At 71.5% G+C, this 24345-nt stretch carries 21 protein-coding genes; 9 read left to right on the forward strand and 12 right to left on the reverse strand.

Features of this window, described 5'->3' with window-relative positions; all coding sequences use genetic code 11:
- Positions 1–48: 48 nt before the first annotated feature.
- On the reverse strand, positions 49–939 hold the full coding sequence (locus tag ACIHIX_RS06235) for a hypothetical protein (protein ID WP_399950481.1): 891 nt from the start codon (positions 937–939) through the stop codon (positions 49–51).
- Positions 936–2108, reverse strand: coding sequence for an SPFH domain-containing protein (locus tag ACIHIX_RS06240; RefSeq protein ID WP_399950484.1), 1173 nt, complete (start codon positions 2106–2108; stop codon positions 936–938). Before ACIHIX_RS06240 ends, ACIHIX_RS06235 begins: the two co-directional genes overlap by 4 nt.
- A gap of 119 nt (positions 2109–2227) precedes the next feature.
- On the opposite strand from ACIHIX_RS06240, the gene ACIHIX_RS06245 reads away from it, so the two are divergent.
- Together ACIHIX_RS06245 and argF are read left to right on the forward strand one after the other, a co-directional pair.
- Positions 2228–3451 (forward strand): arginine deiminase, encoded by a 1224-nt coding sequence (locus tag ACIHIX_RS06245; RefSeq protein WP_399950487.1) that lies wholly within the window; start codon positions 2228–2230, stop codon positions 3449–3451.
- 94 nt (positions 3452–3545) lie between these two features.
- Positions 3546–4559, forward strand: a complete 1014-nt coding sequence (gene argF / locus ACIHIX_RS06250) for an ornithine carbamoyltransferase (RefSeq protein ID WP_399950490.1) — start codon at positions 3546–3548, stop codon at positions 4557–4559.
- Between the two features lie 33 nt (positions 4560–4592).
- Here the strand turns inward: argF and ACIHIX_RS06255 are convergent, their stop codons facing one another.
- A complete protein-coding gene (locus tag ACIHIX_RS06255) occupies positions 4593–5045 on the reverse strand; it encodes an ATP-binding protein (protein ID WP_399950493.1) in 453 nt (150 codons plus the stop codon).
- Between the two features lie 286 nt (positions 5046–5331).
- Between ACIHIX_RS06255 and ACIHIX_RS06260 the strand changes: the two genes are divergently transcribed.
- The gene (locus tag ACIHIX_RS06260) at positions 5332–6159 is read left to right on the forward strand and encodes an enoyl-CoA hydratase family protein (RefSeq protein WP_399950496.1); all 828 of its coding nucleotides are present in this window, start codon (positions 5332–5334) and stop codon (positions 6157–6159) included.
- Complete coding sequence (locus tag ACIHIX_RS06265) at positions 6144–8528, forward strand: bifunctional salicylyl-CoA 5-hydroxylase/oxidoreductase (RefSeq protein ID WP_399950499.1); 2385 nt, start codon at positions 6144–6146, stop codon at positions 8526–8528. The genes ACIHIX_RS06260 and ACIHIX_RS06265 overlap by 16 nt, the downstream gene beginning before the upstream one ends.
- A gap of 19 nt (positions 8529–8547) precedes the next feature.
- Here ACIHIX_RS06265 and ACIHIX_RS06270 read toward each other — a convergent pair whose 3' ends face one another.
- From ACIHIX_RS06270 to ACIHIX_RS06290, 5 genes are all read right to left on the reverse strand, one after another.
- Positions 8548–9762 (reverse strand): sulfate adenylyltransferase subunit 1, encoded by a 1215-nt coding sequence (locus ACIHIX_RS06270; RefSeq protein ID WP_399950502.1) that lies wholly within the window; start codon positions 9760–9762, stop codon positions 8548–8550.
- A gap of 2 nt (positions 9763–9764) precedes the next feature.
- A complete protein-coding gene (cysD, locus tag ACIHIX_RS06275) occupies positions 9765–10667 on the reverse strand; it encodes a sulfate adenylyltransferase subunit CysD (RefSeq protein WP_399950505.1) in 903 nt (300 codons plus the stop codon).
- A complete protein-coding gene (gene cysC / locus ACIHIX_RS06280) occupies positions 10664–11227 on the reverse strand; it encodes an adenylyl-sulfate kinase (protein WP_399950508.1) in 564 nt (187 codons plus the stop codon). Before cysC ends, cysD begins: the two co-directional genes overlap by 4 nt.
- A 135-nt stretch (positions 11228–11362) precedes the next feature.
- Positions 11363–12175 carry a PaaX family transcriptional regulator C-terminal domain-containing protein gene (locus tag ACIHIX_RS06285; RefSeq protein WP_399950510.1) on the reverse strand — a complete coding sequence of 271 codons (813 nt, stop codon included), beginning with the start codon at positions 12173–12175 and terminating at the stop codon, positions 11363–11365.
- 15 nt (positions 12176–12190) lie between these two features.
- Positions 12191–13783, reverse strand: a complete 1593-nt coding sequence (locus tag ACIHIX_RS06290; RefSeq protein ID WP_399950513.1) for an AMP-binding protein — start codon at positions 13781–13783, stop codon at positions 12191–12193.
- A 136-nt stretch (positions 13784–13919) separates the two neighbouring features.
- Here ACIHIX_RS06290 and ACIHIX_RS06295 point away from each other — a divergent pair, with 136 nt between their 5' ends.
- Together ACIHIX_RS06295 and ACIHIX_RS06300 are read left to right on the forward strand one after the other, a co-directional pair.
- Positions 13920–15062, forward strand: coding sequence for an acyl-CoA dehydrogenase family protein (locus tag ACIHIX_RS06295; RefSeq protein WP_399950516.1), 1143 nt, complete (start codon positions 13920–13922; stop codon positions 15060–15062).
- Positions 15059–15457, forward strand: a complete 399-nt coding sequence (locus tag ACIHIX_RS06300; RefSeq protein ID WP_399950519.1) for a RidA family protein — start codon at positions 15059–15061, stop codon at positions 15455–15457. The genes ACIHIX_RS06295 and ACIHIX_RS06300 overlap by 4 nt, the downstream gene beginning before the upstream one ends.
- Before the next feature lie 36 nt (positions 15458–15493).
- Here the strand turns inward: ACIHIX_RS06300 and ACIHIX_RS06305 are convergent, their stop codons facing one another.
- Positions 15494–15676, reverse strand: a complete 183-nt coding sequence (locus tag ACIHIX_RS06305) for a DUF5999 family protein (protein WP_399950521.1) — start codon at positions 15674–15676, stop codon at positions 15494–15496.
- Between the two features lie 238 nt (positions 15677–15914).
- On the opposite strand from ACIHIX_RS06305, the gene ACIHIX_RS06310 reads away from it, so the two are divergent.
- Positions 15915–16331, forward strand: coding sequence for a DUF6299 family protein (locus ACIHIX_RS06310; RefSeq protein ID WP_399950524.1), 417 nt, complete (start codon positions 15915–15917; stop codon positions 16329–16331).
- Here the strand turns inward: ACIHIX_RS06310 and ACIHIX_RS06315 are convergent.
- Complete coding sequence (locus ACIHIX_RS06315) at positions 16309–17457, reverse strand: PucR family transcriptional regulator (RefSeq protein WP_399950527.1); 1149 nt, start codon at positions 17455–17457, stop codon at positions 16309–16311. The genes ACIHIX_RS06310 and ACIHIX_RS06315 overlap by 23 nt on opposite strands.
- 138 nt (positions 17458–17595) lie before the next feature.
- On the opposite strand from ACIHIX_RS06315, the gene ACIHIX_RS06320 reads away from it, so the two are divergent.
- Complete coding sequence (locus tag ACIHIX_RS06320) at positions 17596–19380, forward strand: FAD-binding dehydrogenase (protein ID WP_399950530.1); 1785 nt, start codon at positions 17596–17598, stop codon at positions 19378–19380.
- 423 nt (positions 19381–19803) lie between these two features.
- On the opposite strand, the gene ACIHIX_RS06325 is transcribed toward ACIHIX_RS06320, so the two are convergent.
- A complete protein-coding gene (locus tag ACIHIX_RS06325; protein ID WP_399950533.1) occupies positions 19804–20385 on the reverse strand; it encodes a TetR/AcrR family transcriptional regulator in 582 nt (193 codons plus the stop codon).
- Positions 20386–20484: 99 nt separating this feature from the next.
- Between ACIHIX_RS06325 and ACIHIX_RS06330 the strand changes: the two genes are divergently transcribed.
- On the forward strand, positions 20485–22683 hold the full coding sequence (locus ACIHIX_RS06330) for an MMPL family transporter (protein ID WP_399950535.1): 2199 nt from the start codon (positions 20485–20487) through the stop codon (positions 22681–22683).
- Between the two features lie 99 nt (positions 22684–22782).
- Here the strand turns inward: ACIHIX_RS06330 and ACIHIX_RS06335 are convergent, their stop codons facing one another.
- A complete protein-coding gene (locus tag ACIHIX_RS06335; protein ID WP_399950538.1) occupies positions 22783–24312 on the reverse strand; it encodes a helix-turn-helix domain-containing protein in 1530 nt (509 codons plus the stop codon).
- Between the last annotated feature and the right edge of the window lie 33 nt (positions 24313–24345).

Below are 24345 nucleotides of genomic sequence, written 5' to 3' on the forward strand. Positions count from 1 at the left end.
GCCGGGCCCGCCCCGTGGCTGTGACGCGACCGGGCCCTCGGGGCCCGGTCACCCCACCAGCCGCAGCCGTTCCCGGCACACCCCCACCCGTACCGACTGCCCCCACGTCAGCTCCAGCGCGTCGGCCTCCATGCCGTCCCCGAACGCGATCAGCCGCTCGGACTCGACCGTGAGCCGCAGCCGGGCGGAGGCCGTCAACTCGCCCGCCACCAGGGAGGTACCGGTGGCGGGCGAGGGCCATGCCTCGCGGACGAACCACAGCAGGCGCTCCTCCGCGGGGCCCGGGAGCCGCAGCTCCGCGCCCCGCTCCCGCCACACCGACCGCAGCCAGCCGGTCGCGCCCGTCCCCGTGCCCACCAGCACGCCGGAGGAGGCCTGGGCCTCGGCGACACCCCCGTCGCCGTCGAGGCCCAGGCGGTAGCGGGCGGTCTGGTGGCCGGCGGCGCCCAGGTAGATCTCGTTGAGGGCGAGCAGCCGCTCGGTGTCGTCGGCCACGGCCTCCACCATCGTCAGCTCGACGACCTCCCGGTCCGCGACCGGGAGCAGCCGGGCCGCCTCCGACGGCCGGTGCCGCACCAGCACCCCGGGGTTGCGGCCGGGGTCGGTGTCCACGCCCAGCACCGGTTGTCCGGCGAGGTACTTGGCGACGTTCGCGACCAGCCCGTCCTGGCCGACCACGACCACGACGTCCTCCGGCGCGAACAGGAAGCGGTCCAGGTCCCGCCGCTCCACCCGGCTCTGACGCCAGGTCAGCGGGATCGCCGCCGTCACCTCCGCCAGCGCGGCGCGGGTCCGGCGGTGGCGGTCCGCCAGTTCCCCGATGTCCCGGCCGCGGGAGGAGAGGAAGAACGCGGCCTGGCCGTGGGTGCCGTGGTGGGCCACCAACTCCTCGTACTCCGTGGTGCGGTGGACCAGCACGACCCGGGGCGCGAGGCTCACGCCGGGTCCCTCGGGGCGCCGAGCCGGGCGAGCAGACCGGTCAGGACGTCCGGCGAGATGGTGACGCTGTCGATCTGCGGCAGGTTCTCCGCCAGCCGGGTGCCGGTGAGGGCGTGCAGGGTCGCCACGTCGACGTCGGCGTGCACCCGCAGCCACGCCGCCTGCGCCTGGGCCCGCGCCTCGCCCACCTCACGCAGACCTTCGGCCTCGGCGCGAGCCAACCGCACCGACCGCGCCGCCTCGGCCTCCGCCAGCTTGAGCGACCGGGCGGCCTCCGCCTCGCCCAGCTTGAGCGACCGTGCCGCCTCGGCCTCCGCGAGCTTCACCGACCGCGCCGCTTCCGCCTCGCCCAGCTTCACCGACCGCGCAGCCTCGGCCTCCGCAAGCTTCACCGAGCGGGCCGCCTCCGCCCCGGCCCGTACCGCGTCGGCCGCCGCGTGCTCCTCGGCCTCTCGGCGGGCGTTCGTGCCGCGCTGTTCGACCAACTGTTCCTCGCGCCGGGCGAGTTCGATCTGGCTGGCCAGTTCGTTCTCGGCGATCGTCCGCTCCCGCTCGACCGCCACCGCCCGCCGTTCGTACGTCGCCCGGTCGGCCTCCTGCTGGATCTGCTCCCGGGCGGGGGTGCGCAGGGCCCGCTCCACCTCCGGCTCGGGGCGCAGGGCCACCACGCGCACCGCGACCACCTCGATGCCGGTGGCCGGCAGGCGCGGCTCCGCCGCGAGCCCCGCCGCGACCCGTTCCCGTACCGCCGTCACCCCGTCCACCAGTGCCGCCGACAGCGACGTACGGGCGAGGACGTCAAGGGCGTGCTGCTGAGCGGTCTCGGTGAGCAGGGTGCCGAGCTGTTCCAGCGGGGTGCCGCGCCACGCGCCCGTGTCCGGGTCGACCGAGAAGTCCAGGCGGCCGGCGGCGAGGGCCGGGTCGCTGATCCGGTAGGTGACCGTCGCCTGGACCGTCACGTCCTGGAAGTCGGACGTCCGGGCATGGAAGGTCATCGCCAACTCGCGGTCGTCGACCGGGACCTCGGAGAGCGCGGCGGTCAGCGCGCGGAACCAGAAGCTCAGCCCGGGCCCGTCGTGCAGCAGCTTTCCGCCGCGGTGGTGCCGGATGTGCGCGGTCGGTGCGCCACGGAGATGGCGCCAGCCCAGGCGCCGGGTGATGTCGGCCACGAGAGCCCCCTTGTCGTCCGGACGACGATAAACCGGGGGCCCGTTTATCGTCAAGAGGACGAGAAAGGGAAGTGGTCAAGCAGGGGGTGAATACGGTCGTCGGTGGTCAGGATGGAGTCATGGGATTCCATGTCGACTCCGAGGCCGGGCGGCTGCGCCGCGTCATCCTGCACCGGCCGGATCTCGAGCTCAAAAGGCTCACCCCCAGCAACAAGGACGCCCTCCTCTTCGACGACGTGCTCTGGGTGCGCCGGGCGCGCGCCGAGCATGACGGGTTCGCGGACGTGCTCCGCGACCGGGGCGTCACCGTCCACCTGTTCGGCGACCTGCTCACCGAGGCCCTGGCGATCCCGGCGGCCCGCACTCTCGTCCTGGACCGGGTCTTCGACGAGAAGGAGTACGGCGTCCTCGCCACCGACCATCTCCGCGCCGCCTTCGAGACCCTCCCCGCGCCCGAGCTGGCCGAGGCTCTGGTCGGCGGCATGACGAAACGGGAGTTCCTCGACGCGCACGAGGAACCGGTCTCCGTCCGCTTCCATGTCATGGACCTCGACGACTTCCTGCTCGCCCCCCTGCCCAACCACCTCTTCACCCGTGACACCTCCGCCTGGATCTATGACGGTGTCTCCGTCAACGCCATGCGCTGGCCCGCCCGGCAGCGCGAGACGGTCCACTTCGAGGCGATCTACCGCCATCACCCCCTCTTCCGCGACGAGACGTTCCGTATCTGGAGCGAGGGGCAGGCCGACTACCCGTCCACCATCGAGGGCGGGGACGTCCTGGTCATCGGCAACGGTGCCGTCCTCATCGGCATGAGCGAGCGCACCACCCCGCAGGCCGTCGAGATGCTCGCGCACAAGCTGTTCGCGGCCGGCTCGGCGCAGACGATCGTGGCCCTCGACATGCCCAAGCGGCGTGCCTTCATGCATCTCGACACCGTGATGACCATGGTCGACGGCGACACCTTCACCCAGTACGCCGGGCTCGGCATGCTCCGCTCGTACACCATCGAACCGGGCGTCGGCGACAAGGAGTTGAAGGTCACCGACCATCCGCCGGAGCACATGCACCGCGCGATCGCCGCCGCGCTCGGGCTGAACGAGATCCGGGTGCTGACCGCCACGCAGGACGTGCACGCGGCCGAGCGGGAGCAGTGGGACGACGGCTGCAACGTGCTGGCCGTCGAACCGGGCGTCGTGGTCGCCTATGAACGCAACGCCACCACCAACACCCACCTCCGCAAGCAGGGCATCGAGGTCATCGAGATCCCGGGCAGCGAGCTGGGGCGGGGGAGGGGCGGGCCGCGCTGTATGAGCTGTCCGGTCGAACGGTCGGCCGTATAGCCGACCGTATAGTCGTACAGAGGGCTGTATATAAATGCTGGGCGTCGTATAGACTTCCAGGAGTTCGTGTCCCCCGTATCTCTGGAGCGCCCCCATGGCGATCGTCCCCACTGCCCTCGCCGGGCGTCACTTCCTCAAGGAGCTCGACTTCACCGAGGAGGAGTTCCTCGGGCTGGTCGAGCTGGCCGCGGAGCTGAAGGCCGCCAAGAAGGCCGGGACCGAGACGCGGTACCTCCAGGGCAAGAACATCGCGCTGATCTTCGAGAAGACCTCGACGCGCACCCGCTGCGCGTTCGAGGTCGCCGCCGCCGACCAGGGCGCCTCGACGACGTACCTCGACCCCTCCGGCTCGCAGATCGGCCACAAGGAGTCCGTACGGGACACCGCGCGCGTGCTCGGCCGGATGTACGACGGCATCGAGTACCGCGGGGACAGCCAGCAGAAGGTCGAGGAGCTGGCCGCGTACGCCGGTGTCCCCGTCTACAACGGTCTCACCGACGACTGGCACCCCACCCAGATGCTCGCCGACGTGCTGACGATGACCGAGCACAGCAGCAAGGACCTGGTCAACGACGGGTTCGTCCTCGCCTACCTGGGCGACGCCCGCTTCAACATGGGCAACTCCTACCTGATCACCGGCGCCCTGCTCGGCATGGACGTCCGGATCGTCGCCCCGAAGTCCTACTGGCCCGACCAGGACGTCGTGGAGCGGGCGCGTCAGCTCGCCGTGGACAGCGGGGCCGCCATCATGCTCACCGAGTCCGTCGAGGAGGGTGTGCGCGGCGCCGACTTCGTCGCCACCGACGTCTGGGTCTCCATGGGTGAGCCCAAGGCGGTCTGGGACGACCGGATCGCCGCGCTGAAGCCGTACGCCGTGACGATGGACGTGCTGCGTGCCACCGGCAACCCGGACGTGAAGTTCCTCCACTGTCTGCCGGCCTTCCACGACCTGGGCACCAAGGTCGGGCAGGAGATCTACGACAGCCATGGCCTGGACTCGCTGGAGGTGACCGACGAGGTCTTCGAGTCCGCGCACTCGGTCGTCTTCGACGAGGCGGAGAACCGGCTGCACACCATCAAGGCGGTCCTGGTGGCGACGCTGGCCTGAACGGGCCCTGTCCCCGCGGTCAGGCCGGGCGGATCACGCCGGACGCCACTGCGCCGGCACCACCGGCAGCCTGAACCACACCGCCTTGCCGGACTCGGTGGGGCGGTGCCCGCAGGACGAGCTGAGCGCGCGGATCAGCAGCAGGCCACGCCCGTGCTCCTGCCAGGGGTCGGGCTCCCCGCCGTGCGGGCGGGTCAGATCACCCGGCGGCGCCGGGTCCGGATCGTGCACCTCCACCTGACAGCAGCTCGGCAGCAGCTCGACGACCAGCTCTATCGGGGAGTCCCCGGCGGTGTGCTCGACGGCGTTCGCGACCAGCTCGGCCGTCAGCAGCTCAGCGGTGTCACAGTCGGCCCCGTGCTCCAGATCGGCGAGCGCCGTCCGCACCAGGGCACGCGCCACAGGCACCGCAGCGGCGGAGTGCGGCAGCGCGATGCGCCAGGAGGCGGAGGCTGGGGGGCGTTCTTGCAAGGCGGTTCCGTTCATGAGCAGGCTGTCCTGCTTTCAACCTTATGAATGGTACGGCGCCACCCGGCAGAGGCGTCCGACGGGCACCGTGCGGGACCTTCGGCCCCGCTACCGGGCGGCTTACCCCTCACAACGCCCCGCCTCGCACGGCTGCTCCCGCCGTTACGGCGCTGTCGACGACTCGTGACGGACGGGACGTGTTCAGGTCAGACCGGAGTCGTGCTATCGCGCACTCGTGACGACGGTCAAAGATGAGTGATAACTTCGAAGGACAGAGCGCACCTCACCTGGGGAGGCCGCACGCATGAGTCCCTTCACCGGCTCCGCCGCCCGAACCGCCCACTGGGAGCATCTGCGGGTGGAGCTGACCGCGGGCGTCGCCACCGTCACCCTCGCCCGCCCCGACAAGCTCAACGCGCTCACCTTCGGCGCCTACGCCGACCTGCGCGACCTCCTCGCCGAGCTCTCCCGGGAGCGCTCGGTACGGGCCCTGGTCCTGGCCGGCGAGGGACGCGGCTTCTGCTCCGGCGGCGACGTCGACGAGATCATCGGCGCGACCCTGTCGATGGACACGGCCCAGCTCCTCGACTTCAACCGGATGACGGGGCAGGTCGTGCGGGCGGTACGGGAGTGCCCGTTCCCGGTGATCGCCGCGGTGCACGGAGTGGCGGCCGGCGCGGGGGCGGTCCTCGCTCTCGCCGCGGACTTCCGGGTGGCCGACCCCACGGCCCGCTTCGCCTTCCTCTTCACCCGCGTGGGCCTGTCCGGCGGCGACATGGGCGCGGCCTACCTGCTCCCACGGGTGGTCGGCCTGGGCCACGCGACCCGCCTGCTGATGCTGGGCGAGCCGGTCCGCGCACCGGAGGCCGAACGCATCGGCCTGATCAGCGCACTCGCGGACGAGGGCGCGGTGGACGAGGCAGCCCAGTCCCTGGCCCGCCGCCTGGCCGACGGCCCCGCCCTGGCCCACGCCCAGACGAAGGCCCTGCTCACAGCAGAGCTGGACATGCCCCTGGCGGCGTCGGTGGAACTGGACGCGTCGACACAGGCGCTGCTGATGAACGGCGAGGACTACGCGGAGTTCCACCAGGCCTTCAAGGAGAAGCGGACCCCGAAATGGCAAGGCCGGTGACCATGACGCCCCCAGGGGCGCGGGGCTGTGTTGAATTTGCGGCTACCGCCGCGCGGGCGCGACCAGCCACGACGAGCCCGCAGTCGCGCATCCACACAAGCCACCCCCTACATGTGGCGATCATCGGCGGAGGCCCCGGCGGCCTCTACGCGGCAGCGTTGCTGAAACGCCTGGACCCCTCCCGCGAAGTCACCGTCTGGGAACGCAACGCCCCCGACAACACCTTCGGCTTCGGAGTCGTCCTCTCCGACGAAACCCTCGGCGGCATAGAACACGCCGACCCCGTGGTCTACGCCGCCCTCCAGCAGGACTTCGTCCGCTGGGACGACATCGACATCGTCCACCGGGGAACCCGCCACACCTCCGGAGGACACGGTTTCGCCGCCCTAGGGCGCAAACGCCTCCTGGAGATCCTCCACACCCGCTGCCGCGACCTCGGCGTGGACCTCCGCTTCCGCACCGAGGCCCCACCCGACCTCGCCGGCACCCACGACCTCGTCATCGCCGCCGACGGAGTCAACAGCGCCACCCGCGAGTCCCGAAGGCAGCTGTTCCGTCCCCACGTCACCACCCACCGCTGCCGCTACATCTGGCTCGCCGCCGACTTCGCCTTCGACGCCTTCCGTTTCGAGATCGCCGAGACCGAACACGGCGTGATGCAACTGCACGGCTACCCGTACGCGCCCGACGCCTCCACCGTGATCGTCGAGATGCGCGAAGACGTCTGGCAGGCCGCCGGTTTCGCGGAACTCGACGCCCAGGAGTCCCTCGACCGCTGCGCCAAGTTCTTCACGGACGCCCTCGGCGGCAGGCCGCTGCGCTCCAACAACTCGGCCTGGACCACCTTCCGCACGGTCGTCAACGAACACTGGTCCCACGACAACACCGTCCTGCTCGGCGACGCCGCCCACACCGCCCACTTCTCCATCGGCTCCGGCACCAAGCTCGCCGTCGAGGACGCCCTCGCCCTCGCCGCCTGCCTGGAGGAGCAACCGGATTTGCCCACGGCACTCCAGGCGTACGAGGACGAACGCAAACCCGTCGTCGCCTCCACCCAGCGCGCCGCCCGCGCCAGCCTGGAGTGGTTCGAGAACCTCGGCCGCTATCTCGACCAGCCGCCGCACCAGTTCGCGTTCAACCTCCTCACCCGCAGCCGCCGCGTCACCCACGACAACCTGCGCCTGCGCGACGCCCACTTCACCGGCGCGGTGGAGCGCGAGTTCGGCTGCCCACCCGGTACGCCCCCGATGTTCACCCCGTTCCGGCTGCGCGGACTGACCCTGCGCAACCGGGTCGTGGTGTCGCCCATGGACATGTACTCCGCCACCGACGGCCTCCCCGGCGACTTCCACCTCGTCCACCTGGGCGCGCGGGCGCTCGGCGGTGCGGCGCTGGTGATGACCGAGATGGTGTGCGTGAGCGAGGAGGGCAGGATCACCCCCGGCTGCACCGGCCTCTACAACGGCAAGCAGGCCGAGGCATGGAAGCGGATCACCGACTTCGTGCACGCACGGACGCCGGGCACCGCGATCGGCGTGCAGCTCGGCCACTCCGGCCGCAAGGGCTCGACCAAGCTGATGTGGGAAGGCATGGACGAGCCGCTGCCCGACGGCAACTGGCCCCTCGTGGCCGCGTCCGCGCTCCCGTACGCGCCCGCCAACCAGACCCCGCGCGAACTCACCCGCGCCCAACTCACCGACATTCGCGAGCAGTTCACCGCGGCCGCCTGGCGGGCCGCCCGCGCCGGCTTCGACCTCCTCGAACTCCACTGCGCGCACGGCTATCTGCTCTCCGGCTTCCTCTCCCCGCTCACCAACCACCGCACCGACGCCTACGGCGGCACGCTCGCGAAACGGCTCCGCTTCCCCCTGGAGGTCTTCGACGCCATCCGGGGCGTCTGGCCGGACGAGCGGCCCATGACCGTCCGGATCTCCGCCACCGACTGGGCCGACGGTGGCACCTCGGCCGAGGAAGCCGTCGAGATCGCCCGCGCCTTCGCCGCGCACGGCGCCGACGCGATCGACGTGTCGACCGGGCAGGTCGTGGCCGAGGAGCGGCCGGAGTTCGGGCGGTCGTACCAGACGCCCTTCGCGGACCGGATCCGCCACGAGACCGGCATCCCGGTGATCGCGGTCGGCGCGATCTCCTCCTGGGACGACGTCAACTCCCTGATCCTGGCGGGGCGCACCGACCTGTGCGCCCTCGCCCGCCCTCACCTCTACGACCCGCACTGGACCCTGCACGCCGCAGCCGAGCAGGGCTACGACGGACCCGGCGTCACCTGGCCGGCCCCGTACCGGGCGGGCAGTCGGCCGCCCCGGACCGGACGCACGGACGCCCCCAAGCCCCGCCTGACGCTGGGGACTTGAGGGCGTTCACAGAGAGGGATCAGGGAAGCTCGACCATTCCGGCCGTCAGCGTCGCCCCGTCCGCCGGGTCGATCAGGAGGAACGCGCCGGTGCGCCGGGAGACCGCGTAGTCGTCCAGGGCCAGCGGCTCGGCCGTGCGCAGCACCACGCGACCGAGGTCGTTCGCGGTCAACTCGGCCGCCTCGCCCAGGTCCTGGACGATCGCCTTGACCGTCCGCGTGGTGTGCCGGACCAGGACGCGGTCGCCGACCCGCAGCGGACGGTCGGCCAGATGGCAGACCGCCGCCCGGACGTCCCGGGTGAGCGCCGGGACGTCGACCCCGGCCGTGATCATGTCGCCGCGCGACACGTCCCGCTGATCGGCGAGGCGCACCCCGACGGACTGCGGCGCGTAAGCCACCTCCGTGGGGACGCCGAGCACGTCGATGCCGGTGATCTCGGAGGTCTCGCCGGACGGGTGGACGGTCACCCGGTCGCCGACGCGCAGCGCGCCCGACGCCAACTGGCCCGCGTAGTGGCGGACTTCGCCGTCCCGGATGACGTACTGGACAGGGAAGCGGGCGGGCGCGTCCACGGCCTCGACGCCCACCGGCACGTTCTCCAGGAACTCCAGCAACGCCGGTCCCTCGTACCAGTCCATGTGCGTCGAGCGGTCCACCACGTTGTCGCCGACGAGCGCGGAGACGGGGATCGGCGTGAAGGAGGGCAGCCCCAACTCGGCGGCGTGACCGGCGAAGTCCTCGACGATCCGCTCGAACTCCTTCTCCTCGTACCCGACGAGGTCCATCTTGTTGACGGCGAGGACCACGTGCGGGACGCGCAGCAGTGCGGCGATGGCCGCGTGGCGGAGGGTCTGCTCGACCACGCCGTTGCGGGCGTCGACCAGGACGATCGTCAGTTCGGCGGTGGAGGCGCCGGTGACCATGTTGCGGGTGTACTGCACGTGGCCGGGGGTGTCGGCGAGGATGAACCGGCGCTTGGCGGTGGCGAAGTAGCGGTAGGCCACGTCGATGGTGATGCCCTGCTCGCGCTCGGCGCGCAGGCCGTCCGTGAGGAGCGCGAGGTCGGGGCCTTCCTGGCCGCGCGACGCGGAGGCGCGTTCCACGGCCTCCAGTTGGTCGGTGAGGACCGACTTGGAGTCGTGCAGCAGCCGGCCGACGAGGGTGGACTTGCCGTCGTCGACGGAACCGGCGGTGGCGAACCGAAGCGTGTCAACGGTCGTGTTGACGGTCATGTCTAGAAATACCCTTCGCGCTTGCGGTCTTCCATCGCGGCCTCGGACATCTTGTCGTCGGCGCGGGTCGCGCCGCGCTCGGTGAGCCGGGACGCGGCGATCTCGGCGATCACCTTCTCGATGGTGTCGGCGTCGGAGTCCACCGCGCCGGTGCAGGACATGTCGCCGACCGTGCGATAGCGGACCTGCCGTTTCTCGACGGTCTCGTCGGCCTTGGGCCCGCCCCACTCACCGGCGGTCAGCCACATCCCGCCGCGCCGGAAGACCTCACGCTGGTGCGCGTAGTAGATCTCCGGCAGCTCGATCCGCTCGCGGGCGATGTACTGCCAGACGTCCAGCTCGGTCCAGTTGGAGAGCGGGAACACGCGGACGTGCTCGCCGGGAGCGTGCCGTCCGTTGTAGAGGTTCCACAGTTCGGGGCGCTGGCGGCGCGGGTCCCACTGCGAGAACTCGTCGCGCAGCGAGAACACCCGCTCTTTCGCGCGGGCCTTCTCCTCGTCCCGGCGACCACCGCCGAAGACCGCGTCGAACTTCTCCGCCTGGATCTTCTCCGTCAGCGGCAGCGTCTGGAGCGGGTTACGGGTCCCGTCCGGGCGCTCCTTGAGCACCCCCCGGTCGATGTAGTCCTGCACGGACGCGACATGCAGCCGCAGCCCGTGCTGAGCCACCGTACGGTCCCGGTACTCAAGTACCTCGGGGAAGTTGTGCCCGGTGTCCACGTGCAGCAGTGAGAAGGGGACCGCCGCCGGGGCGAACGCCTTCAGCGCCAGGTGCAGCATGACGATGGAGTCCTTGCCGCCGGAGAACAGGATCACCGGCCGCTCGAACTCACCCGCCACCTCACGGAAGATGTGCACGGCCTCGGACTCCAGCGCGTCCAGGTGCGAGAGAGCGAAGTCGCTCATACGATCCCCCGCTCCGCCAGCACGGCGTACACCGCGTCGGCCGACTCCTTCGGGGTCTGCGACTGGGTCTCCAGGACCAGCGCCGCGTCCACCGGCGTCTCGTACGGGTCGTCGATGCCCGTCAGGCCCGACAGCTCGCCCGCGGCCTGCTTCGCGTACAGGCCCTTCACGTCCCGCTCGCTGCACACCTCGACCGGAGTGGCGACGTGCACCTCGATGTACGGCGTACCGCTCGCCTCGTGCCGCTTGCGGACCGCCTCGCGGCTGTCGGCGTAGGGGGCGATGACGGGGACCACGGACAGGACTCCGTTGCGGGCGAGGACCTCGGAGACCAGGCCGATGCGCTGCACGTTGGTGTTGCGGTCCTCGCGGGAGAAGCCGAGGCCCGCGGAGAGGAAGCGGCGTATCTCGTCGCCGTCGAGGACCTCCACGCGATGTCCCTCGGCCTTCAGCCGCTCACCGAGGTGCCGGGCGATCGTGGTCTTGCCCGCGCTCGGCAGCCCCGTGAGCCAGACGGTGGCTCCCCGAGCCGGACGACAGGCCCTTGCCGTGGTGGTCATGCGCAACAGTCCTCTTCACTTACCTATAGACGACCCGAGGGACGGTAGGTAAGAAACTTGAGAAGAGGGACAGAGGAACCTGAGGGTTCCCTTAGCTACCTGTGTTGTGCGTGAGGTCACACGGGTTCATCCGACTCACACGCCGACGAAAGCGGCGCCCGCGTCCCGCAGTCGCGCGTGCAGCCCCCGGAACACCTCCGCCGAGCGGCTGCCCGGCCAGTCCTCGGGGAGCAGCCGGGCGGGCAGACCGGGGTCGGTGTAGGGCAGGTGGCGCCAGGAGTCCAGGGCGAGGAGGTAGTCCCGGTAGGCCTCCTCGGGCGGGGTGTCCTCGCGGCCCTCCCAGGCGTGCAGCACGCGCGCGTGCCGGTCGAGGAAGGCGTCGTGCTCCTTGGCGATCGCCGCCAGGTCCCACCATCGGGCTACCGCGTCGGCGGTGGCGGCGAAGCCGAGGTGGTCGCCGCGGAAGAGGTCGACGTACGCATCGAGGCGCAGCCGCTCCAGGGTGTGCCGGGCCTCCTCGTACAGCCGCGCGGGCGCGAGCCACACACCCGGTGCCGCGGTCCCGAACCCCAGCCCGGCAAGACGCGAGCGCAGTACGTGCCGCTTCTGCCGCTCCGACTCCGGGACGGAGAACACGGCGAGCACCCAGCCCTCGTCCTCGGGCGGTGCGACGGCGTAGATGCGCCGGTCGCCGTCGTCCAGCAACTGACGGGCGTCGGGGGAGAGTTCGTACCCGGCCGCGCCCTGTGCGGTACGGGCCGGCACGAGCAGTCCGCGGCGTTTGAGCCGGGACACGGAGGATCTGACGGAGGGCGCGTCCACGCCGACCGCGGCGAGCAGCCGGATCAGCTCGGCGACCGGTACCGGGCCGGGCACGAAGCGGCCGTAGGCGCCGTAGAGCGTGACGATGAGAGACCGTGGTGCATGCTGGTCGGACACGTTGATCATCTTAGGTCGTCGGTATCACTGCTGGTCACCCTCGGTACGCAGTCTGAACCGCTGGAGTTTGCCGGTGGCCGTGCGCGGCAGCGCGTCCAGGAGGACGATCTCGCGCGGACACTTGTACGGCGCCAGCTCCGACTTCAGAAACGCCCGCAGCGCCTCGGTGTCCCGCTCGGCACCTTCCTTGACGACGGCGTACGCCACCACGACCTGTCCGCGTGCCTCGTCGGCCCGCCCCACGACCGCGGCCTCCACCACGTCCGGGTGCCGCAGCAGGGCGTCCTCGACCTCCGGGCCCGCGATGTTGTACCCGGCCGAGATGATCATGTCGTCCGCGCGGGCGACGTACCGGAAGTAGCCGTCGCTCTCGCGGACGTAGGTGTCACCGGTGATGTTCCAGCCGAAGCGGACGTACTCGCCCTGCCGCGGATCGGCGAGATAGCGGCACCCGACCGGCCCCCGTACGGCGAGCAGCCCCGGCTCCCCGTCGGGGCGGTCCCGGCCCTCCTCGTCGACCACGCGCGCGTGCCAGCCGGGCACCGGCACCCCGGTCGTCCCCGGCCGGATCCGCTCGTCGGCGGCCGAGACGAAGATGTGCAGCAGCTCGGTCGCGCCGATGCCGTTGATGATCCGCAGCCCGGTCCGCTCGTGCCACGCCTCCCAGGTGGCGGCGGGCAGGTTCTCACCGGCGGAGACACAGCGGCGCAGCGAGGAGGTGTCGTACGCGGCCAGCTCGTCGAGCATCGCGCGGTACGCCGTCGGCGCGGTGAAGAGCACCGAGACCCGGTGCTCCGCGATCGCGGGCAGCAGCTGCTTGGGTCCGGCCTGTTCGAGGAGCAGGGCACTGGCGCCGGCCCGCATCGGAAAGATCACGAGCCCACCGAGCCCGAAGGTGAACCCGAGCGGCGGACTGCCGGCGAAGACGTCGTCCGCGCCGGGCCGCAGTACATGCCGCGAGAACGTGTCGGCTGTGGCGAGCACGTCCCGGTGGAAGTGCATGCACCCCTTGGGGCGCCCGGTGGTGCCGGAGGTGAAGGCGATCAGCGCCACGTCGTCGGCCGCGGTCGCCACGGCCGGGTACGGGGCGTCCGGCGCCGTACGGTTCAGCAGGTCGTCGGGGGCGTCACCGCCGTACGTCGTGATCCGCAGCCCCGGTATCTCGGCCTTGGCGAGGTCGTCCACGGCGCGGATGTCGCACAGGGCGTGGCTGATCCGGGCGATCTCGCACATCGTGGCCAGCTCGTGCGGCCGCTGCTGCGCCAGCACGGTCACGGCCACCGCCCCCGCCTTCAGCACGGCCAGCCAGCAGGCCGCGAGCCACGGGGTGGTGGGCCCCCGCAGAAGGACACGGTTGCCGGGTACGACGCCGAGGTCGCCGGTGAGGAGATGCGCGAGCCGGTCGACGCGGGCGCGCAGGGTGCCGTACGTCCAGGTGTCGCCGGACGGGGTGTGGAACACCGGGCGGTCGTCGGGCGGGCCTGTCAGCAGCTCGGCCGCGCAGTTCAGCCGATCGGGGTACCGCAGCTCGGGGAGTTCGAACTGGAGCTCGGGCCACTGGTCGGGCGGCGGGAGATGGTCGCGCGCGAAGGTGTCGACGTGCGCCGAGACGTTCATGGCGGGTGCCCCCTTGCCTGGTGGCCTGCCTTGTGGGCGTCGTGGGTGGGCTCGCTGAAGGAGCGTATCGCGTTGGTGACGACAGTCAATGGGACGCGATATCGTCGAGGGGTCCAGTGGAGAGAGGGGACCGGCAATGCCCGCATTCTCGCTCGATCCGGTACAGAACGCCTGGTGTGCGGAGCTGCGTGCGATGGCGGCGGAACGGCTGCGTCCGCTCGCGGAGAAGGGCGAGCCGGGGCACGTCAACCGGCCCCTGGTCGCCGAACTCGGCCGGCTCGGTCTGCTGGAGCGCCTGTTCCGCTCCGGCGCGCTCGACCTGTGCCTGATGCGGGAGTCCCTCGCCTACGCCTGCACCGAGGCGGAGACGTCCCTCGCCCTGCAAGGTCTCGGCGCCCACCCGGTCCACGCGCACGGCACCCCGGCCCAGCGGGCCCGCTGGCTGCCACGGGTGAGCGAGGGAAGCGCGGTGGCGGCGTTCGCACTGAGCGAGCCGGGGGCGGGGTCGGACGCGGCGGCGCTGTCGCTGAGGGCTGAGCCGGACGGCATCGACGGCTGGCGGCTCACGGGTGAGAAGTGCTGGATCTCCAACGCCCCCGAGGCCGACTTCTACACCGTCTTCGCCCGGACCGGCGGCGCGGCCGGCGCCCGCGGTGTGACCGCCTTCCTCGTCCCCGCCGACCGTCCCGGGCTCACCGGCGCCGCCCTCGACATGCTCTCCCCGCACCCCATCGGCACCCTGGCCTTCGACGCCGTACCCGTCACCGCGGACGACGTGCTCGGCGAGGTGGACCGGGGCTTCCGGGTCGCGATGGGCACGCTGAACCTGTTCCGGCCGAGCGTCGGCGCGTTCGCGGTGGGCATGGCGCAGGCGGCCCTGGACGCGACGCTCGCCCACACGGCGCAACGGGACGCGTTCGGCGTCAAGTTGAAGGACCTCCAGTCCGTCGCCCACGAGGTCGCCGAACTCGCCCTGCGCACCGACGCGGCCCGCCTCATGGTGTACGCGGCGGCGACGGCGTACGACCAGGGCGCCCCGGACGTCCCCAAGCGCGCGGCGATGGCGAAGCTGCTCGCCACCGAGACCGCGCAGCACGTCGTCGACAAGGCCGTCCAACTCCACGGCGCGCGGGCGCTGCGGCGCGGGCATCTGCTGGAGCACCTGTACCGGGAGGTGCGGGCGCCACGGATCTACGAGGGGGCCAGCGAGGTGCAACGGGGCATCATCGCGAAGGAGTTGTACAGGGATTTCCACGCGGAGAGGGAGGCGTCCCGGTGAGCACCGAGCGCATCAACCCGCCCGAGCTGTCTCCACCCACCGGCTTCTCGCACGCGGTGGTGGCGACGGGGTCGCGGGTGGTGTTCCTGGCGGGCCAGACGGCGCTCGACGCGGAGGGGAAGGTGGTCGGGGAAACGCTCCCCGAGCAGTTCGAGAGGGCTCTGACGAACCTGCTGACGGCCCTACGAGCGGCGGGCGGCACTCCGGCGGACCTGGCCAGGGTCACGGTCTACGCCACGGATGTCGCCGAGTACCGGGAGAAGGCGCCCGAACTGGGCCGCATTTGGCGGACGTTGGCGGGGAGGGACTATCCAGCGATGGCGGTGGTGGAGGTAGTCCGACTCTGGGACAAGCAGGCGCTGGTAGAACTGGACGGCTTCGCGGTAATGCCTTAGGGGCGCGGGGAACTGCGCGACCAGCCCCCACCGGCCTCAAGCCGCGACAGCCAGCTCGACCCCCACCCGATGAGGCGCAACAACACGCCCGTCCGCCAACAACTCACCCGAGTCGTCGAACACGATCGACCCGTCACACAGCAAGCTCCACCCCTGCTCAGGATGCGCGGCGACAACGTGGGCGTCGGAGGCAGAGCACGAAGGCTGACGAGAACACATGACGCACCTCCACATCGGGAGGACGAGCCGTACGGGCCGTCCCTATGGACAGACCATGCTCCCGCCGCGAACGCATCGGAACAGCCGGACGCCAACCGTGACAACACGCGGACAACACCCGGACCGATCCCAGAAGACCGCTGCGGACTCGCCACCGAAGGAGTGACGATCACGCTCCTCGACGCGCCCGACCGGTACCAGTGGAGTCCCCTACTCCACCCACCCGGGAGACCGTGTCATGTTCCTCCGCCCCGCCCTCGCCGCCGCCACGCTCCTCCTCCTGGCCGCAGCCCCCGTCGCCACCGCCGACCCTTATGAGACCGTGACCGTCGACCCGACCGGCACCCTCGCCGCGGACGGCACCGTCACCCTCTCCGGCACCTACCGCTGCCTCGGCAACAGCGGCCCCGTCTTCGTGAGTTCCTCCGTGGGACAGAAGTCGCCGTCCGTCCGCCACGGCATCGGCGGCACCAGCGCCGTGTGCGACGGCGCCGAGCACCGCTGGGAGAACACCGGGAAGGTCGACACCGGCGCGCTGGAGCCCGGCGCGGCGCACGTCGAGGCGACCGTCATGGAACTGCGGGGCGGCGGTCTGCCCCTGCCCCGGTTCCACGCGGCGCAGCAGCAGGACGTCACGTTGACGCCCGAGGGCTGACCTCCAGCCAGGTGGTGAGCGCCCACCGCCAGTGCAGCGTCTCGACCGGCGGCAGGTCGGTGAGCGCCCCGGCGGTGAGCTGCTGGAGCCGGCCCAGCCGGTAGCGGACGGTGTTGGGGTGGGTGAACAGGGCCGACGCCGTCTGGTCCAGGCGGCGCCCGCTGTCCAGATACGTCAGCGCGGTCACCGCGAGCTGCCGGTGGAAGCCGTCCGCCGGGTCGAGGCCCGCCAGCAGGCGTCGGCTCACCAGCGTACCGAGGAGCGGCTGTTCGGCCAGGGCGATCTCGGCGGCGAGGTCCGTGAGGTCGTACAGCCCCTCCCGGCCCTGGTGCCGCCCGACGTCCAACGCCTTGACGCACAGCCGGTACAGGGCGCGCAGTTCCGCCGGGGGAGCGGCCGGCGCGAGCACCACCAGCGTGCCGGGGCCGATCTCCTCCGGCGCGGGCGGCCGCGGGCACAGCCCGGCCAGCCGTCCCTCGACCACCGCGGTCGCCGCGCGCAGCGCGGGCAGCGCGGCCGGGTCCGCCGGGTCGGCGGCCAGGCAGTGGCGCAGACCGCCGGGGCCGGGGCGCAGCCCCGCCCGCGTCAACTCGCCCTCCGGCGGTACGAGTCCGTCGAGCAGGAGGCGGCCCAGGAGCCGGGTGCGCAGAGCGCCGGTCTCGCGCGGCGGCTGCTGCTCGGCGGCGCGGTAACCGCCGACGACATGCCGCTCGACCGCGTCGCCGTACTCCTGCATCCGCAGGACCACGGACAGCAGGACTCCGTCGGGGACGCCGGCCGACCGGCAGCGCTCCACGGTGATCTCGACGGCGCGGGTGAGTGCGGCCTGCACGCCGCGCAGCACGGCGGTGATCGGAACGCCCTGGGCGGCCCGGTCGGCGCCGAGCAGCAGCGCGGCGGCGAAGTCCTGGTCGGGCAGGGCCTCCACCTGGTCGAGGGCGGCGAACCAGGCGCCGGCCGCGCGGATGAGCGCGGTGACGTGCGCGCGGGTCTCGGCCTCGGAGAGCCGGGCCAGTTCGGGGGAGCGGCTGCGGGCCGCGCGGACGAGTTCGCCGCGGACGTCGGTGTCGGCGGCCATGGCACGCAGGATCTCGACGACGGGCTCGGGGTCGTGGACGACGGTCATGGGCCCCCTCTGTGTGGCCGGCTGTGTGGCCGGGCCACAAAGAAGCCGCGGCGGTGTTGGCGTCCGGCGACTACCGCACTGTCTTGGTGAGCTGTTTACCTAGTGGGCTACCGACGGTAACACTGGAGGAACGCCCGGATGGAGAACTCGGACCCCGTCACCCTCACCCGCCGCCGCGCCCTCACCGTCGCCGGCGGGGTCCTCGCCGGCGCCGCCCTCGCCCAGGCGGCGTTCCCCGCCTTCGCGGCCCAGGCGCAGGACGCGGACGCGATCGTCGTCGGGCACGGGCTCGCCGGACTGGTCGCCACCGCCGAACTCGCCGCCGCGGGGCGCAAGGTGCTGCTCCTCGACCAGGAGCCGGAGGCGAGCCTCGGCGGGCAGGCCTTCTGGTCGTTCGGCGGGCTGTTCTTCGTCGACTCCGCCGAGCAGCGGCTCATGGGCGTCAAGGACTCCCACGACCTGGCCTGGCAGGACTGGCTCGGCACGGCCGGCTTCGACCGGGGCGTCGACGACCCCTCCGGACCTGACCACTGGGCCTACAAGTGGGCCGAGGCGTATGTGGACTTCGCGTCCGGCGAGAAGCGGTCCTGGCTCGCCGGGCTCGGCATGCAGTGGTTCCCGATCGTCGGCTGGGCCGAGCGCGGCGGCGGGCTCGCGGACGGACACGGCAACTCGGTGCCCCGCTTCCATGTCACCTGGGGCACCGGACCGGCGGTGGTGGAACCCTTCGAGAAGAAGGTCCGCGCGGCGGTCGACGCCGGCAGGGTCACCTTCCGGTTCCGGCACCGCGTGGACGAGTTGATGACCACCGGCGGCGCCGTCACCGGCGTACGCGGCGCGATCCTGGAGCCCAGCGGGGCCGCCCGCGGCAAGCCCAGCTCCCGCACGGTCGTCGGCGAGTTCGAGCTGCGCGCCCCGGTCGTGGTCGTCACCTCGGGCGGTATCGGCGCCAACCACGATCTCGTACGCGCCAATTGGCCGGCCCGTCTCGGCACACCCCCCAAGTCGATGATCACCGGTGTCCCCGCGCATGTCGACGGACGGATGCTGGCGATCACCGAGCAGGCGGGCGGCCGGATCGTCAACCCCGACCGCATGTGGCACTACACCGAGGGTCTCCAGAACTACGACCCGATCTGGCCGGACCACGGCATCCGTATCCTGCCGGGTCCGTCCTCGATGTGGTTCGACGCCACCGGCAAGCGCTTCTCGGCCCCCGACATCCCGGGCTACGACACGCTCCACACCCTCAAGTCGATCCGCGACACGGGCTACGACTACTCCTGGTTCGTCACCACGCAGAAGATCATCGCCAAGGAGTTCGCGCTGTCGGGCTCGGAGCAGAACCCCGACCTGACCGAGAAGAACATCTGGATGCTGCTGTCCCGCATCTGGCAGACCCCGGAGCCGATCGAGCGGTTCAAGGAGAAGGGTGCCGATTTCGTGGTGGCCGACTCCCTGGGGGAACTCGTCGCCGGAATGAACGAGTTGACCGGCGACGGGCTCATCGACCTCGCCGGCCTCAAACGGCAGATCGAGGCCCGTGACCGTGAGATCGACAACCCGTACACCAAGGACGCCCAGGTCATGGGCATCCGCAACGCCCTCAACTACCCGGGCGACACGCTGAGTCGTACGGCGTCCATCCACAAGATCCTTGATCCCGGCGCCGGTCCGCTGATCGCCGTACGCCTCAACATCCTCACCCGCAAGACCCTCGGCGGCCTCCAGACAGACCTCTCCGGCCGCGTACTCCACCACGGGTCCGGTAACCCCATACCGGGCCTGTACGCGGCCGGGGAGGTCGCAGGATTCGGCGGCGGCGGAGTCCACGGCTACCGCTCCCTGGAGGGCACCTTCCTCGGCGGCTGCCTGTTCTCGGGCCGCCAGGCGGGAAGGGCGGCGGCAGCGGCGACGGCCTGAGCCGGGACGGCGCCGACCTCGCGATCCGCGGCGGGCGGGCGGGTCGCTACCCGGCGCGCGTAAAGGGCGGGCACTCCTCGTCCGCGAGCGGTACGGCGTCCAGGGAGCGGCACGGGCAGCCCCCTCCGGCGCCGGAGGGGGCTGGAGACCCTCGGTGACGAGAACAACCGGCCGTTCGCCAGTACTGGTGAGTTGTCCACGCGGCTGCCGTCGGGTGTCGAGGTGGTGTCCCTGGGCCGTGAACCCGCCGCCGGGTGTCGAGGCGGTGTCCCTCGGCCATGAGGTCGCCGCGTGGATCGCGGGCCCGTAGGACGCGCCGGCCGGTGGACTCGATGGTGTCGGTCCCCCGTTGCCTTGCCCCTCGCCGGCCCGTCGCAGCCGCCGTGCGTGCGCGTGATGCCCGCGTCGGCCCCGCTCGCTGTGTCAACCGCGTCCGGGCTCCGCGTCCAGCGTCGCGAGGCCCGCGCGCAGGAAGGCCATCGCGCGGTCGATCTCGGCCTCCTCGGCGTGGTGGCAGACCTCGCTGACGACGGCCGCCGCCGCTGCCGCCGCCATCCGGGGCCCGAAGTCGTCCGGGTCGTCGCCGCGTTCCTCGGCGAGGATGCGGGCGCCCTCCTGGATGACCTCGGTGAGACGGAGATTGGTGACGGCCCTGAGCTGCGGGTTCAGGTCGAGCATCCGGTCGTGGAGGTCTTCGAGGGGGTCGGGGTCGGCGGCCTCCGCGCGCAGCCACCCCTCCAGCGCGTCCACCGTCGTCCGCCCGTCCGGCCGTTCGCGCAACGCGGTCGCCAGCCGGTCCGCGGCGGCGTCGACGTGGGAGGTCGCCAGCTCCAGCTTCGACGGGAAGTAGAGCGTGACGGTACGCGGGGAGACCTCCGCCGCCGCCGCGATGTCGGCGATCGTCGTCGCCTCGAAGCCGTGGTCGGCGAACAGTTCGTAGGCCGCCCGGAGGATCGCTTCTCTGCGCCGCGCCTTGGAACGTTCCCGCAGACCCTCGCTCATCATGACCCGTACTTTACCATCGACGGTGATTTTACAGTCCACTGTAAAAATGCCGTACGGTGTAACGAAGGCGGTGTGAAGCGAGCGAGAGGGAGAACGAACATGGCGTCACGCCTGTACGACTGGGCGCGCTGGGCCGTGCGCCGACGCGGCCGGGTCGTCGCGGTCTGGTTGCTGCTGCTCACCGTCGTCGGCGGCCTCGGGATCACACTGCACGGCAAGGTGACGACCGAGTTCTCGGTGCCGGGGATCGAGTCGCAGCAGGCGCAGGACCTGCTCAAGGAGAAGTTCCCGGAGGCGGCGGGCGGCGTCGCGCGGGTCGTCCTCGCGGCGCCCGAGGGCGAGAAACTCAGCGCGCCGAAGACCTCGGCGGCCCTGGAGGCGAGCCTCAAGAAGGCCGCGCAAGTCCCCGGCGTCGTGGATGTCTCCGACCCGCTGAAGGCCAGGACCGTCTCCGCGGACCAGCGGATCGGCTACGCGGACGTCCGCTTCGGACAGCAGGCCAGCGATGTCTCGCAGGAGGCCAAGGACGCCCTGTCGAAGGCGATGGACCAGGCCCGCGACGCCGGTCTGGAGGTCGAGTTCGGCGGCTCAGCGATGGAACCCAAGACCGAGGTCGGCGGACCCGCCGAGATCGTCGGCGTGGTCGTCGCCTTCGCCGTCCTGGCCCTCGCCCTCGGCTCCCTCGTGGCCGCCGGACTGCCGCTGCTCACCGCCCTGGTCGGGGTGGCGATCGGCGTCCTGGGCGTCGAGTTCGTCAGCCGGTACGTCGAGATGACGTCCACCGCCACCGTGCTCGCCCTGATGATCGGGCTGGCCGTGGGCATCGACTACGCCCTCTTCATCATCTCCCGCCACCGCGAGCAACTCGCCGACCCCGAACAGGACGTGGCGGACTCGATCGCCCGCGCGGTGGCCACCGCCGGAAGCGCGGTCGTGTTCGCCGGGGCGACCGTCATCATCGCGCTCGCCGCGCTCGCGGTCACCGGCATCCCCTTCCTGACGGTGATGGGCCTGGCCGCCGCGGCCACCGTGGCCCTCGCGGTGCTGATCGCCGTCAGCCTCGTACCGGCCGCCCTGGGCTTCTTCGGCGAGCGGCTGCGCCCACGCGACCGCGGCGGCCGTACGACTCGACGCGCCCCCGGCTCCTGGGGGTTGGCCTGGGCGCGTGCGGTGACCCGCAAGCCCCTGCTGGTCCTCCTCGCCGGTGTCATCGGGCTGCTCGCGCTGGCCCTCCCGGCCCGCGACCTGCGCCTCGGCCTGCCCAGCAACGCCTCACAGCCGGTCGACAGCACCCAGCACAAGAGCTACGACCTGCTGACGGACGGCTTCGGCCCCGGCTTCAACGCCACCCTCACGGCCGTGGTCGACCTCGACCGCGTGCCCGCCGCCGACCGCACGGCGACCGTGACTCAGCTCCGTACCGCCCTCGCGGGCGACCGAGGCGTGGCCGTCGCCGCCGCGCCGGTGGCCAACGCGGACTCCACCCTCGCCGTCATCGCCGTCGTCCCCAGGACCGGCCCCGACGCCCAGGCCACCACCGACCTCGTGCACCGGCTGCGGGAGAACGCGACCACGGTCGAGAAGGCGGGCGGCACCCTCTACATCGCCGGCCAGACGGCCGCGGCGATCGACGTGGCCGGGAAACTGTCCGACGCGCTGCCGCTGTTCATCGCGATCATCGTGATCCTCGCCCTGATCCTGCTCACCCTCGCCTTCCGGTCCCTGCTCGTCCCGGTCAAGGCGGCCCTCGGCTTCCTGCTGTCCGTCGCCGCTTCCCTCGGCGCCACGGTCTGGGTCTTCCAGGACGGCCACCTGAGCGGCGTCCTCGACATCCCGTCCGCGGGCCCGGTGACCAGCTTCCTTCCGGTGCTGCTCATCGGCGTCCTGTTCGGACTGGCCATGGACTACGAGGTGTTCCTCGTCAGCCGGATGCGCGAACACCACGAGCACACGGGCGACGCCGCCGAGGCCGTCACCCAGGGCTTCGCCCGCAGTGGGCGGGTCGTCAGCGCCGCCGCGCTCATCATGGTCGCGGTCTTCGGAGGGTTCGTCTTCAACCACGACCCGATCATCAAGTCCATCGGCTTCGCCCTGGCCTTCGGCGTGTTCGTCGACGCGTTCGTGGTCCGCATGACCCTCGTACCGGCGGTCATGGCCCTGCTCGGCCGCCGCGCCTGGGGACTGCCTGCCTGGCTGGACCGCGTCACACCGGACGTCGACATCGAGGGCGCGAAGCTGCCCGCGCGGGCGACACCCGAGGCGGAGAAGCGGACCGAGCACGAGGTCGCTACGCGCTGAAGTCCGGCGAAAGAGGCGGGTGGGCGCTCGTGGTGGTGGGTGTGGGGGACGGTGCCGGGGGTGCTCCCGGCACCGTCCCCCACAGTCGAGCCGTGGGGGTCAGATGTCCCGGAAGATCTCGATCTGCGCCCCGATCGTGTTGAGACGCTCGGCGAGGTCCTCGTAGCCGCGGTTGATGACGTAGACGTTGCGCAGCACGGACGTGCCCTCCGCCGCCATCATCGCCAGCAGGACGACCACCGCGGGGCGTAGGGCCGGCGGGCACATCATCTCGGCGGCGCGCCAGCGGGTCGGGCCCTCGACCAACACCCGGTGGGGGTCGAGGAGTTGGAGGCGGCCGCCGAGGCGGTTGAGGTCCGTCAGATAGATCGCGCGGTTGTCGTAGACCCAGTCGTGGATCAGCGTCTGGCCCTGCGCGGAGGCCGCGATGGCCGCGAAGAACGGGACGTTGTCGATGTTGAGGCCCGGGAACGGCATCGGGTGGATCTTGTCGATCGGGGCTTCGAGCTTGCTCGGGCGGACGGTGAGGTCCACCAGGCGGGTGCGGCCGTTGTCGGCGAAGTACTCCGGCGTACGGTCGTGGTCGAGGCCCATCTCCTCCAGGACCGCGAGCTCGATCTCCAGGAACTCGATGGGCACCCGGCGGACCGTCAGCTCCGACTCCGTGACCACCGCGGCGGCCAGCAGGCTCATCGCCTCGACCGGGTCCTCGGAGGGGGAGTAGTCGACGTCGACGTCGATGGTCGGCACGCCGTGCACGGTGAGGGTCGTGGTGCCGATGCCCTCCACCTTGACGCCGAGCGCCTCCAGGAAGAAGCAGAGGTCCTGGACCATGTAGTTGGAGGACGCGTTGCGGATGACCGTGACGCCGTCGTGGCGCGCGGCGGCCAGCAGCGCGTTCTCGGTCACCGTGTCGCCGCGCTCGGTCAGCACGATCGGGCGGTCGGGGGAGATCGCGCGGTCCACCCGCGCGTGGTAGAGCCCCTCGGTCGCCGCGATGTCCAGGCCGAAGCGGCGCAGGGCGATCATGTGCGGCTCGATGGTCCGCGTGCCGAGGTCGCAGCCACCGGCGTACGGCAGTTTGAAGCCGTCCATGCGGTGCAGCAGTGGGCCGAGGAACATGATGATCGACCGGGTGCGGCGGGCCGCGTCCGCGTCGATCGCGTCCATGTCCAGCGCCGCCGGCGGCACGATCTCCAGGTCGACGCCCTCGTTGATCCAGCGGGTGCGTACGCCGATGGAGTTGAGCACCTCCAGCAGGCGGTAGACCTCCTCGATGCGGGCGACCCGGCGCAGCACCGTGCGCCCCTTGTTGAGCAGTGAGGCGCACAGCAGTGCCACGCACGCGTTCTTGCTGGTCTTGACGTCGATGGCGCCGGAGAGCCGGCGCCCGCCGACGACTCGCAGATGCATCGGGCCCGCGTAGCCCAGAGAGACGATCTCGCTCTCCAGGGCTTCACCGATTCGAGCGATCATCTCAAGGCTGATGTTCTGGTTGCCGCGCTCGATGCGGTTCACAGCGCTCTGGCTGGTGCCGAGAGCCTCTGCGAGTTGCGACTGTGTCCAGCCACGGTGTTGCCGGGCGTCACGGATGAGCTTGCCGATGCGTACGAGGTAATCGTCTGCCATGGGGTTGAGGCTATCTCAGATATGAGATGGCGC

Origin of the sequence: Streptomyces sp. NPDC051913 (assembly GCF_044593635.1) — a bacterium.
Taxonomy (GTDB): domain Bacteria; phylum Actinomycetota; class Actinomycetes; order Streptomycetales; family Streptomycetaceae; genus Streptomyces.